The sequence below is a fragment of the Nocardia brasiliensis genome (assembly GCF_011801125.1).
Taxonomy (GTDB): domain Bacteria; phylum Actinomycetota; class Actinomycetes; order Mycobacteriales; family Mycobacteriaceae; genus Nocardia; species Nocardia brasiliensis_C.
Genome location: NZ_CP046171.1, coordinates 3274477 through 3286696, shown reverse-complemented (window position 1 = coordinate 3286696; position 12220 = coordinate 3274477). Strand labels below are relative to the sequence as shown.

At 68.5% G+C, this 12220-nt stretch carries 12 protein-coding genes; 7 read left to right on the top strand and 5 right to left on the bottom strand.

Annotated elements, in window-relative coordinates:
- The 3 genes from pucL to uraD are packed head-to-tail and all read right to left on the bottom strand — an operon-like array spanning position 1 to position 1689.
- The gene (pucL, locus tag F5X71_RS14965) at positions 1-876 is read right to left on the bottom strand and encodes a factor-independent urate hydroxylase (RefSeq protein WP_167462508.1); all 876 of its coding nucleotides are present in this window, start codon (positions 874-876) and stop codon (positions 1-3) included.
- A gap of 4 nt (positions 877-880) precedes the next feature.
- Entirely contained in the window at positions 881-1180 is a 300-nt protein-coding gene (gene uraH, locus F5X71_RS14960) for a hydroxyisourate hydrolase (protein WP_167462507.1), read from the bottom strand.
- A complete protein-coding gene (uraD, locus tag F5X71_RS14955) occupies positions 1177-1689 on the bottom strand; it encodes a 2-oxo-4-hydroxy-4-carboxy-5-ureidoimidazoline decarboxylase (RefSeq protein WP_167462506.1) in 513 nt (170 codons plus the stop codon). Before uraD ends, uraH begins: the two co-directional genes overlap by 4 nt.
- Before the next feature lie 162 nt (positions 1690-1851).
- Between uraD and F5X71_RS14950 the strand changes: the two genes are divergently transcribed.
- Positions 1852-3357: a PucR family transcriptional regulator gene (locus tag F5X71_RS14950; RefSeq protein WP_167462505.1), complete on the top strand. Its 1506-nt coding sequence runs from the start codon at positions 1852-1854 to the stop codon at positions 3355-3357.
- A gap of 58 nt (positions 3358-3415) precedes the next feature.
- Here the strand turns inward: F5X71_RS14950 and F5X71_RS14945 are convergent, their stop codons facing one another.
- The gene (locus F5X71_RS14945; RefSeq protein ID WP_167462504.1) at positions 3416-3955 is read right to left on the bottom strand and encodes a MarR family winged helix-turn-helix transcriptional regulator; all 540 of its coding nucleotides are present in this window, start codon (positions 3953-3955) and stop codon (positions 3416-3418) included.
- Positions 3956-4033: 78 nt separating this feature from the next.
- On the opposite strand from F5X71_RS14945, the gene F5X71_RS14940 reads away from it, so the two are divergent.
- From F5X71_RS14940 to F5X71_RS14930, 3 genes are all read left to right on the top strand, one after another.
- On the top strand, positions 4034-4756 hold the full coding sequence (locus F5X71_RS14940) for an SDR family NAD(P)-dependent oxidoreductase (protein ID WP_167462503.1): 723 nt from the start codon (positions 4034-4036) through the stop codon (positions 4754-4756).
- Between the two features lie 135 nt (positions 4757-4891).
- Positions 4892-5824 carry a family 2A encapsulin nanocompartment shell protein gene (locus tag F5X71_RS14935; RefSeq protein ID WP_167462502.1) on the top strand — a complete coding sequence of 311 codons (933 nt, stop codon included), beginning with the start codon at positions 4892-4894 and terminating at the stop codon, positions 5822-5824.
- Positions 5796-7799: a family 2A encapsulin nanocompartment cargo protein cysteine desulfurase gene (locus F5X71_RS14930; protein ID WP_238815903.1), complete on the top strand. Its 2004-nt coding sequence runs from the start codon at positions 5796-5798 to the stop codon at positions 7797-7799. Before F5X71_RS14935 ends, F5X71_RS14930 begins: the two co-directional genes overlap by 29 nt.
- A gap of 84 nt (positions 7800-7883) precedes the next feature.
- Here F5X71_RS14930 and F5X71_RS14925 read toward each other — a convergent pair whose 3' ends face one another.
- Positions 7884-8897: a polysaccharide deacetylase family protein gene (locus tag F5X71_RS14925; protein WP_238815902.1), complete on the bottom strand. Its 1014-nt coding sequence runs from the start codon at positions 8895-8897 to the stop codon at positions 7884-7886.
- Between the two features lie 204 nt (positions 8898-9101).
- Here F5X71_RS14925 and F5X71_RS14920 point away from each other — a divergent pair, with 204 nt between their 5' ends.
- From F5X71_RS14920 to F5X71_RS14910, 3 genes are all read left to right on the top strand, one after another.
- Positions 9102-10616 carry a putative glycoside hydrolase gene (locus F5X71_RS14920; RefSeq protein WP_167462501.1) on the top strand — a complete coding sequence of 505 codons (1515 nt, stop codon included), beginning with the start codon at positions 9102-9104 and terminating at the stop codon, positions 10614-10616.
- Positions 10617-10906: 290 nt separating this feature from the next.
- Entirely contained in the window at positions 10907-11086 is a 180-nt protein-coding gene (locus F5X71_RS14915; protein ID WP_167462500.1) for a hypothetical protein, read from the top strand.
- Between the two features lie 29 nt (positions 11087-11115).
- Positions 11116-11895 (top strand): alpha/beta fold hydrolase, encoded by a 780-nt coding sequence (locus F5X71_RS14910; RefSeq protein WP_167462499.1) that lies wholly within the window; start codon positions 11116-11118, stop codon positions 11893-11895.
- The last annotated feature ends 325 nt before the right edge of the window (positions 11896-12220 follow it).

Genomic DNA, 12220 nt, shown 5'->3' with positions numbered 1-12220 from the left:
TCACTCCCACGCCGGGCCCGCGGCGGGCGCGTCCTCGCGCAGCACCGTGCCCTCGATCAGGCCGTAGGGGCGGTCGGCGGCATAGAACACCTCGTTGTCGTTGGTCAGTCCGAACGCGGACAGGTCGACCACGAAGTGGTGCTTGTTCGGCAGCGACAAGCGCACCTCGCCGATCTCCGGGCAGGCCGCGAGCACGCGCTCGCCCATCGCGTACAGCGTCTGCTGCAGCGAGTAGCTGTAGGTGTCGGCGAACGCCTCCAGCAGCGCGCCGCGCGCCTGGCGGTAGGCCTTGTCCCAGTCGCCGGGCTCGGCGATGAAGCGCCACTCCGCGTTGACCTCGGTGGCCAGGATGCGGTCGTAGGCTTCTTTCAGGGTCGTGTACTTGTCCTTCAGATAGCCGTGGAACTCCGAGCCGGTCGAGTTGAGTACCACCAGGCCTTGCAAACCCGCTACCACCCAGGTCTTTTCACCGTCGTGATGCACCCGCGCGGTGCGGGTCTCCTGACCGGACCGTACGAACGAGTGCTGCTCGTCGCCGGGGTCGAGCACGATCCGCTCCCAGGCGTACTCCTCGACGCTGACCCGCGCGTGGTGGATGGTCGGCTGTGCGCCGACGAAGTGCTGTGCCAGCAGAACACCGAACGCCTCGGGCGAGGTGATGCCGTGCTCCTTGGCGAAGGCGAAGACGGTGTTCTTCTGGGTGTCGGTCGGCAGCACCGCGCCGTTGTCGCCGGTGAGGTGCACGTCGTCCATGTCACCGGAGAGCGCCACCCCGACATTGAGATCGCGGATCTCGTGCACGCCACCGTTTTTCGTCACGCTGACGACATGGGTCTCCGCCTTGCCGTATCGGTTCGGTCCGAGCTTGATCGACATTGTTTCAGCTACCTCGATAAGTGGAGTAGGAATACGGACTGAGCAGCAGCGGTACGTGGTAGTGCGCTGCCGGGTCATCGACGGTGAAGTCGATCGTGACCGAGGGGTAGAACGGGCTGATCTCGCCCGTCTCGAAAGTCAGCCGGTGCGTGCCGGTTTCAGGCGCGGGCAGATCCTTGATGCGACCGTCCGCGTCGGTGCGCCGTTCGGCGAGCACCGTGCCGTCGCCGACCGAGAGCCGCACCAGCATCCCCGCCGCGGGGCGTCCGGTGACCGCGTTCAGCACATGCGTGGACAGGCTCACTGCTCCCCCACCAGCTTTCGCACCCGCAGCCGGGTGATGTCGGCGAGCTCGCTCTGTACCTTGATTCGCTCGTCGAGCGTCGAATTCGTCAGGCGCGCACGCAGTTCGGCGAGGATCTCGGTGGCGGAGCGCCCGGTGGCGCGGATCAGGAAGACGTGCCCGAAACGCTGCTCATAGGCGCGGTTGCCCGCGGCGAGTTCGGCCCGCACGGCGGCGTCGGCGTTCGCGGCGCCGGACTGCTCCCCGCGCGACCAGCTCGCCTCCCGTTCGGACAGCTCGGCCTTGGCCCGGTCCCCGATGCGCGGATGCGCCGCGAGCGCCTCCTCGACATCCGACCAGCTCAACTCGCACACGGTCGCGACGGCCGCGGCGGTCAGGCTCGCGGTATCGGGGTAGGGCCGGGCCGCCGCGACCTTCTGCGCCCACTGCCGGGACGCACAGCAGGTCAGCAGTTCCTGTTCGGCCCGGTCCGGTGGCAACGAGTTGAGCCATCCGATGTCGCCTGCCATCTGACCTCCTGTAGGGGCTTGCCAATCTGTTCCGCAAGTACACCCGCCCGGCAACGCCGCAGCCAGAAACGAGAAATCTGAACTGTGCGCCACTTCACACCGAAGTCTTTGTGTGAATGTCCAAGGGCATTTACCAGGGGGTTGACTGTTAGCCTTCGCACCGTGCGCCTTAGATCCCTGCTGACCATGGCGGAGCTCGGGCTCGAGCTCGTCACCGGCGAGGACGAGCTGGACCGGTTCGTCCGCTGGGTGGTGACCACCGACATGCTCGACCCCGGTCGCTACCTTTCCGGCGGGGAACTCGTCCTCACCGGCATGCAGTGGCGCCACGACCCGGCCGACAGCGAGGTATTCGTCCGCGCGCTGGCACAGGCCGGGGTGGCCGGGCTGGCCGCGGGCGACGCCCGCTACGGCGGTGCGCCGCCGGATGTGGTCGAGGCCTGTCGCAAGCATCGGATTCCGCTGTTCCGCGTTCCGGAGAACGTCGCGTTCGCGCAGGTCACCGAGCAGATCACGCGCAATCTGTCGACCGGCCGTGCCGCGGATCTGACCGCGATCCTGGACCGGCACCGCCAGCTCGTCTCGGGCGCGGGGCTCGGTTCGGTCCTCGAACTCATCGAACGCGATCTTGGCATGCGCTGCTGGGTGATCTCCTCGACCGGCCGGGCGGTGGCCGGGCCCGCGAGCGCGCCGCCGCCGGGGGTGAGCACCGCGTTCCTCAGCGCCCGCCGCCTGCCCTTGGCGTTCCGGCCGGAGGGCGGCCGGTATTCCCTGTTCGCGGTGGACGAGCACCGCACATCGCGGGCGGCCGACTGGTTCCTGGTGTTCGAGGGCGACTACACCGAGTGGCCGGAGGAACGCCGCGCGCTGGCCGGGGAGCTGGCCGCAGTCGTCTCACTGGAGCGGGCCCGCCAGGACGACCGGCAGAGCGCCGAGGGACGCCTCGCCCAGGAACTCATCGAGCTGATCGTCTCCGACGCCAAACCCGCCGAGATCATCTCCCGGCTCGAGCTGACCGGGCTCGGACCGGCCGAAACCTACATCGCCGTCGCGGCGGCCGCCGACGACACCCTGCGCCCCGGTGAATTACGCGTCTTGTTGCGCGAAATACTTTACGGCAGAAGGCCTGCCGCCGGCGTGGTGGACGGCGAGGCGATCGCGCTCATCCCGGCCGGGCCGGACAGCCCGGTCATCGACGAAATCAACCGCGCGGTCACGGCTTTGGAGCCCGGGCTGGGCGGCAGCCGACTATCCATCGGCGTCAGCGGGGTGGTCGACGGCGAGGGGCTGCGCGGCGCGGTGGAGGAGGCACGTTACGCCCGCCGCATGGCGGCGGGGCGACTACAGCCCGCCAGCGTCGTCGGCCACGACGAGCTGGCCACCCACATGCTGCTGCTCGCGTCGGTGCCCGACGAGGTGCGCCGCATGTTCCGGCTGCGGCTGCTCGACCCGCTCACCACCTACGACCAGGACAACCGCGCCGATCTCGTGCACACGCTGGAGACCTTCCTCGAGGTATCCGGATCCTGGACCAAGTGCGCGGACCTGCTGCACGTGCACGTGAACACGCTGCGCTACCGCATCCAGCGCATCGAGGAACTCACCGGGCGCGACCTGTCCCGCCTCGAGGACCGCGTCGACTTCTTCCTCGCCCTCGCACTGCGCTGAACCGCGCGCCGAACGTATCCCGCGGCAGCCGTTGGTGATTCGCGCTTCGGCCGACCGTTCACGGCTCCGGCGCACCCACCTGGGTGATCTTGTGATCGTCGAAGCGCGTCATCAGGTCCCGGTGCAGTAGGCGCAGCAGCTCGGTGAGATCGCGGCGCTGGGTGGCGGTGAGGCCGGAGAGCAGCTCCGTCTCACGGCCGAGCACGCGATCGACCAGCCGCTCGACCACGGCGTGCCCGTCATCGGTCAATTCGACGATCACCCCGCGCGAACCATCGGCCAGCGGGGCGCGGGTCACCAGCCCCTCGACCTCGGCCCGCGCGACGCGCTGGGAGATCGCGCCCGCGGTCAGCATCGACCGCTCCGTGAGCTGCCGGGTGGTCAGCCGATAGGGCGTTCCGCTGCGCCGCAGCACGCTGAGCAGGTCGAGGGTCGCCGCGTCGACCCCCGCGGCGGCAAGCACGCGCCGGCGGTCGTCACCGAATGTCTTGGCCAGCTGCCAGATCCGGGTCACCACGCCGATGCCGTCGACCGGCGTGCCCGGCCGCTCCCGCTGCCAGGCCAGTGCGATCGCGTCGACCGGATCGTCAGGGTCCATGTGCGCCTCCACGGTTGCGTTTAGATCTAAACCAGAGCTACGGTTTAGATCTAAACGTACCCCATACGAGAGGTAGACATGCCACGCAACATTGTGGTCACCGGCGGCGCGACCGGCATCGGACGGGCGATCGCGGCGATCTTCGCCGCCGCGGGCGACGCCGTGGTGATCACCGGACGACGGGCCGAACCGCTGCGGGCGACGGCCGCCGAACTCGGCGTCACCAACCACGTCTGCGATGCCACCGATCCCGCACAGATCGAGGCGCTGCTGACCGCACTGCCCGCGCGGATCGATGTCCTGGTCAACAACGCGGGCGGCAACACCGACTTCGACCAGAGCTCCTCCCCCGGCGACCTGGCCGCCCTCGCCGCCGCCTGGCGCGCCAACCTGGACGCCAACCTGATCAGCGCCGTGCTGATGACCACGGCACTGCGCGACCGCCTCGGCGCGGGCGGGACCGTGATCAACATCGGGTCCATCGCCGCGGACAAGGGCGCGGGCGCGTACGGCGCGGCGAAGGCCGGTCTGGCCTCGTGGAACACGCAGCTGTCCGCCGAGCTCGGGCCGCACGGCATCACCGCGAACGTCATCGCCCCCGGCTACATCGCCGACACCGAGTTCTTCCGCGATCGGCTGACCGCCGAGCGCCGCGACTCGCTCATCGCCGCGACGCACACTCGGCGCCCCGGCGTGCCCGACGATATCGCCTACGCGGCAAGCTATCTCGCCTCACCGGGCGCACGGCAGGTGACCGGTCAGGTGCTGGCGATCAACGGGGGTGAACGCACGACCCGCTGACTTCCCCCGGGCGCGGTCCGGCGGCCGCGGCGCGCGGAGCGAGGCGGCGAACAGTGTTCATCCGGCCAACCGGGGCAGCAGGGTTTAGCATGGGCGAGCTGGTAACGGTGGATTTGCCGATCCCAAGGTGGTTCGATGACTAAAGCTGTTCCACAGCCGGTGGCGTTGGGCGATGAAGCTGCCCGGACACTGGCGAACGCGACGAAGACCGTGCCGCAGATGGAGTCGATCACTCCACGGTGGTTGGTCCATCTGTTGAACTGGGTGCCCGTCGAAGCCGGTATCTACCGACGTAACCGGGTCACCCACGAACAAACCGTCGATATCCAGTGCGACAACTTCGACGAGTCTCCGCTACCGGAGACCTTTATCGACTACGAGCGTGATCCGCGGGAGTACCGCCTCAAGGCCGTGCACACCATTCTCGACGTGCACACCCGCGTCTCCGATCTGTATTCGAGCCCGCACGATCAGATTGCTCAGCAGTTGCGACTGACCATCGAAGCGATCAAGGAACACCAAGAGGGCGAGCTGATCAACAGCCCGGACTACGGCCTGATCGCCAATACGGTCAAAAGGCAACGAATCTCCACGATCGCCGGTCCGCCGACGCCCGACGACCTCGACAATCTGATCACCAAGGTGTGGAAGGAGCCCGGCTTCTTCCTGACCCACCCACAGGGCGTCGCCGCGTTCGGCCGGGAATGCACCCGCCGTGGGGTGCCGCCGCCGACGGTGAGCATGTTCGGATCCCAGTTCCTGACCTGGCGCGGCATCCCGATCGTGCCGTCGGACAAGGTTCCGGTGGAACGGGGCAAGACCAAGTTCCTGCTGATCCGCACCGGCGAGGCCCGTCAGGGCGTGGTCGGTCTCTACCAGCCGGGACTGGCCGGCGAACAGGGACCGGGTCTTTCGGTGAAGTTCATGGGTATCGATCGCAGCGCGATCGCGTCGTATCTGGTGTCGCTGTACTGCTCGTTGGCCGTGCTGACCGACGACGCGGTGGCAGTGCTCGACGGAGCCGAGGTGGGCAAGTTCCATGACTACGCACCGACCTACCGGAGCTGACCTCTCGCGCCCGGCCGACGAGGGCGGCGCCGAATGGCTGCCGGACGAGGCGACGCTGAATCGTCTTGCCGGCGAGTTCTTCTCGGCGCTGCCGTCGGCGTCGGCGGGCCTGCCCGCCGCACCGGCCGGCGTGAGCGTGGCGCAACCGGACATCCCGACCACACCACCGAACGTGCCCGCGCCGGTGCCCAGAGCGACCGTCCCCGGTGCCCCGCATCTCGGCGCGCACGCACCGGATGTATCCACGGGCGCGCTCGGCACCCCGCACGGGTACGTCCCCGGCGTATCCGGCGTCGAGGTTCCGTCGGCCGCCGCCGCGTCCAGCGGCAGCGACCGGGCGACTCCGACATCTGCGGCGGCGCAGCCGGTTTCGGGCGGCGCCCCACCGGGCGGCCGCACGCCGGAGCCGAGGGTACCCGGCGCGGCCTCGTCGGCCACCCCGCGGCCGCTCGGCGCCACGCCGCCCGGCGCGGCAACGCCCGAACCGCACGTGCCGACCTGGGGCAGCGACGTCCCGATGGCGGACGCGGCCGGACGCGCACCGAGCACCGCGGTCGACCCCGCGGGCATCCACAGTGACCCGTTCCTCGCCATGCTGCCCACGCTGCGGGATGTGCTGTCCCCCCAGCGCTTTCCGGAGACGGCGGGGCAGCCGTCGGCGGCGCCGAGCTTCTATTTCCTGGAGCGGGCCACGACGACCCCTGCCGCGGGCGGCATCGCCCCGAACCGATTTCCCGCCGCGCACCCGCCGTTCGACGTGCACGCGGTGCGCAACGATTTCCCGATCCTGCGGGAGCGGGTGAACGGTCATCCGCTGGTTTGGTTCGACAACGCGGCGACCACGCAGAAGCCGCGCGCGGTGATCGAGCGCATCGCGCGGTTCTACGAACACGAGAATTCCAATATCCACCGTGCCGCACACGAATTGGCGGCCCGCTCCACCGATGCCTACGAGCAGGCGCGCGACATCGTGGCGCGGTTCATCGGCGCGGGGTCGGCCGAGGAGATCATCTTCGTCCGCGGCGCGACCGAGGGCATCAACCTGATCGCTCAGACCTGGGGCCGCAAGAATCTGCGCGCGGGCGACGAGATCGTCATCTCGCAGTTGGAGCACCACGCGAACATCGTGCCCTGGCAGCTGCTGGCCGCCGAGACCGGCGCGGTGCTGCGGGTCATTCCGGTCGACGACAACGGTGAGCTGCTGCTCGACGAATACACCCGGCTGCTCTCCGACCGCACCGAACCCGTTTCGGTGACCCATGTCTCGAACGCGCTCGGCACCATCACGCCGGTGCGTGAGATCGTCGCCGAGGCACAGCGCGCGGGGGCGGTCACGCTTGTCGACGGCGCGCAATCGGCACCGCACACCGTCATCGACGTGCGCTCGATCGGCGCCGACTTCTTCGTGTTCTCCGGCCACAAGGTGTTCGGACCCACCGGAATCGGTGTCGTCTACGGCAAATCCGAGATACTGCAGGACCTCCCGCCGTGGCAGGGCGGCGGCAACATGATCAGCGATGTGACGCTGGAACGTTCGCTGTTCCAGCCACCGCCCGGCCGGTTCGAGGCGGGCACGGGCAACATCGCCGACGCGGTCGGTCTCGGCGCCGCGATCGAATACGTCGAGCGGATCGGCATGGCCGCCATCGCACGCTACGAGCACGAACTGCTCGAGTACGCGACGCCGCGGGTCGCGGCGGTGCCGGGGGTGCGGCTGGTCGGCACGGCCGCGGACAAGGCGAGCGTGCTCTCCTTCGTCATGGCGGGCTACGAACCGCTCGAGGTCGGTAAGGCCTTGAACGAGAAGGGCATCGCGGTCCGGGCCGGTCACCACTGCGCCCAGCCGATCCTGCGCAGGCTCGGCCTGGAGGCGACGGTGCGTCCCTCGTTCGCCTTCTACAACACCTGCGCCGAGATCGACCGGATGGTCGCCGCCCTCGAAGAATTGGCGGTTCGCGCGCCGCGATCGCGGTGACCGATCGTCTCGTCGGCAACACCGAGGCAGCGCGGTTGATCCCCTGACTGCCTCGGTGTTTCGCGCGCGCGAGCGCTGTCCGGATCAGTAGGACTGTGCCCGGTCCGACCACCGCGCGTTCAACTCGCTGGACACGCCTGCCGGGAAAATGATCTTGATCGGGTTACCGTCCGAGGTGTAACGCTGCTCGGGGTGCTCGGCAAGCCGGTCGAGCCAATAGGTCGAGTCGAACGCGACCGGCTCTCGGCCCGAACGGATTCGAGGCACCGCGGTGCGGTCGATCGATCCGAACGGCGACGGGGCGGGCTCGGCCCCGACCAGCATGACGGAGTCGAAGGCGTAGTGGGTGCCCGCCCACTCGCCCGCGACGGCCAGGGTGCGGTCGTCCGGGTAGATCCCGAGCGGCAACGCCATGGTGCGTACCGGGCCGGGCGCGGCGGCGGTGATGGCGCGGACGTTCTCGGCCAGCTCGCGCTGCACGCCGGCGCCGTCGAGCTGACCGAGGTTCGCGTGCGCGGCGGTGTGGGCGCCGACCTCGTAGCCGTGTGTGGTGAGCCAGGACAGGGCGTGCTCGTTGTTCGCGAAGGGCTGATTGTTGACATAAAAGGTTGCGGTAGGGGCAAAGTCGGGATGCTCGGCGCGGAACTGCTCGAGGATGCCGAGCGCGGTGTCGGGCGCGGGCTGCCCGTTGTCGGTGAACGAGACCTGACTCATGGTCGAATCGTCGAAGGTGAGGACCACGGGATGGGTGCCTGCGGGGATATCGATGGCGCCTGCGGCATAGGCGGACGCGGTGACCGGCCGGTAGTTCTCCCGATAGAGCCGATCGAGTTCGGCCCGGAATTTGGCCGGGGTCTGGTCGTAGTCGCTCACCGGCGTCGCCGACAGCTGGTGATACATCAGGATCGGCACCACGCCGAGCTCGTTCGCCTGTACCGCAACGGGATCGGGTGCCGGTGCGAGCACCGGTGCCGCCTCGGTCGTCGCGCCCGCCCGCTGGTCTCCACCGGCGGACTCCGCCGCGGTACAACCGGCACCGGCCGCGAACAACAATGCCGACAACATAACTCGAACACCGATCGTTGTGCTCTTCGCCATCGGACCAACGCTACGCGAGCGTATCGATTTTCCGGTGGAGGACATTGACCGAAAGTAACCGCGACAGAGCGGCACAGCCGGGATAGTAGAAACATCTTCGAACGAAAGTTGGTGTGCGCGTTGCTCGAATGGGTCCGCCTTCCAGGACACCGACGATTGACAGCGGTAATTGTTACCGGAGTCTTATCCATTCTCGTCGCTTCCGTGACCATCAGTTCGGTACGGGCCGAACCCACCGGATTGCCGATGACCGGAGTGCCCGAAGGCCCGATCGGCGCGAAGGCGCTGTCCGCCTTGACATTGCGGGTCGACGCGCGCGAGCACGACCCGCGCGCGATGCGGCTCGAGCTCGACGGTGCGCCGGTCACCGGAACGATCGAGGGCACCTCCGTGGTGTACAGACCCGAGAGACTAGCCAGCGGGGTGCACAGATTCACCGCCGAGGTCCCGGCCGGGGGCGCGTTCGGCTTCCTGCGGGCAGGGCCGGGGGCGAGCGCGAGCTTCACCGTGGACAACGAGGCGCCGGAACTCGAGGTGACCCAACCGGCCGATGTCACGTCCTACCGTCAGCCGGTCACCGTGCGCGGCAAAGCCCAAGGCGCACAGCGGGTGACGATCGGCGCGCAGACGGTGACCCCGGCGGCCGACGGTGCGTTCGAGCTCACGCTGCCCCGCGCCCCGATCGGCGTCAGCGTGACCGCGGTCGACGCCGCGGGCAACGAATCCGTCCAGCCGATCACCACGGCCATGCGGACCGCACCGATCAGAGCGGTCCACGTCACCGCGCACGCCTGGTCGCATGACGGGCTGCGCGAGGACGTGCTGAACCTGGCCCGCGACGGCCGGATCGACACGGTCCAGCTCGACATCAAAGACGAGGACGGCGTCGTCGGCTACGACTCCCAGGTGCCGCTGGCCCGCGAGTCCGGCGCGGTCGAGGCGATCTACGACGCGCCTGCGGCCCTGCGCCAGCTGCACGACATGGGGCTGCGAGTGGTCGGGCGGATCGTGGCGTTCCGCGACACCAGGATGGCCGAATGGGCCTGGCACGCCGGGCATCCGGACTGGGTGATCCAGAGTCCCGGCGGCCGGCCGTACGCGAGCAAGTACGGGCCGATCGCGTTCACCAATTTCGCGCACCCCGACATGCGCCGATACAACATCGATCTCGCGGTCGAGGCGGCGAAGCTCGGCTTCGACGGCATCATGTACGACTACATCCGCCGCCCCGACGGCGATCTCGCGCAGATGGTGTTCCCCGGATCGTCGCAATCGCCGACCGTCTCGATCGCCGAGTTCCTCCGGGAGAGCCGCGATCCCGTGCGCGACGCGGGCGCCGATCAGAGCGCCGCCGTCTTCGGCATCGCCGCCACCCGGCCGGACCAGATCGCGCAGGACATTCCGCTGATGGCCCGGCATGTCGACTACATCGCGCCGATGCTGTACCCGTCGCATTGGAACGCCGGTGAGTACGGCGTCGCCGACCCCAACGGCCAGCCCTACGACATTGTGTTCCGCTCGCTGCGGGATTTCATCACCCAGACCGAGGGCACCGGCGCGAAAGTCGTGCCATGGCTCCAGGATTTCAGCCTCGGCGTGAACTACGGCCCCGGCGAGGTGCAGGCCCAGATCGACGCGGCCCGCGACGCTGGGGTGCACGGCTTCTTCCTCTGGAGCCCGACGGTGCGCTACCACATGGCGGGCGCGGCGCCCGCCTGAGTTCGACTGGCGCGCAACGGCAGGCGGGACCCGTCGCGGTCCCGCCGCCGTCCGGTCTCACCCGCTGAATACGTCGAACACCTCCTCGGCGCGATCCCGCGCGGTGCATCTCCCAAGCCCTGTCGGCGAGGTGGTCGGGGTCGAGGGTGTGTGCTGCCGCGGGGCCGAAGTGTTCGGGTGCCCCGGTGACCATGGTGTGGATGTCCCCGCGCTCGATCAGGCCGCCGATGGTGAGCGTGCCCGCGTAGACGCCTCGATCGGCGAGGGCCGCGTGCAAGGTGACGGCGTAGTTGCGCAGTGCGCCCGAGGCCAGGGCGAGCTGGCCGAGCATCGGCATGGGCACCACGCTGGACAGCCCGCCCGCGAAGAGCGGTCCACCGGAACCACGTTCGAGCATCCCCGGTAGCGGCTCCCCCGCGTGGCGTCGCTGCCTGGAATTCGTGTTCGAGAGCCTGCGTTCGAGCAAGTAGCTCCACCTACCGCGAAAGGAAACTCAACCGTGCCGTACGCCAAGGCCGCCGATGGCGCTCGCCTCGCCTATCAGACCGCGGGCGCGGGCGACCCGCTCGTGCTGCTCGCCGGGCAAGCCAACAACCGGCACTGGTGGGACGGGATCAGCGCCGACTTCGAGCACCGGTACCGCACGGTCACCCTCGACTGGCGCGGCACCGGTGACAGCGACAAACCCGACGAACCATACAGCACAGCGGGTTTCGCCGACGACGTGATCGCGGTGCTCGACGATCTCGGGATCGAGCGGGCCGCGGTGTACGGCACATCGATGGGCGGGCGGGTCGGCCAGTGGCTGGCGGCCCGGTATCCGGATCGAGTCCGCGCGCTGGTACTCGGCTGCACATCACCGGGCGGCAGGCACAGCGTCGAGCGCGGACCGGAGATCAGGCAGTCGCTCATCCAGCCCGACGCGGCCGCGGCCCGGCGGGCGCTGCTGGAGTTGATGTACACGCCGCAGTGGCTGGCGCGAACCCCGGGCCCGTTCAATACGCTCGGCGACCCCGACATGCCCGCGCATGCCAAGCGCAGGCATCTCGTCGCGAGCAACAAACACAACGCGTGGGACGTACTGCCGCAGATCCAAGCGCCGACGCTGATCGTGCACGGTACAGAGGACCGGTTCAATCCGGTGGCGAATGCCCCGCTGCTGGCCGAGCGGATCCCGGACGCGCGCATGCACCTGATCCCGGGCGCGCGGCACGCCTACTTCGATGAGTTCCGTGCGATCGCGGGGCCGCTCGTCCTGGACTTCCTCGACGCGAGCTGAGTCGTCACAACTGTCCACCCCCGCTCCCCTTTTCCAGTATAGGCAATTAATCGACGAATTGTCAAAATCTTGACTTCATAAGTGGCGCAGCGTTATTCTATAAATGCGGGAAATATTCGAGACGACCACAATTCGGTCCGAAAATCTCGAATGACTGTTGCGCTGCCGGAAAACTGCGCGTAATTTGAAGCGTTGCGCAGGCCGCCGCCCGTCCGAACTCTCGTATCGAACAGCAGTGAGTATCACTATTCCCGGTGATGCTCACTTTCTCACTGATGCGTGAGCTCTGTCCGAAGGCGTGCACGTGCAATTCGTCAGCAGCGAA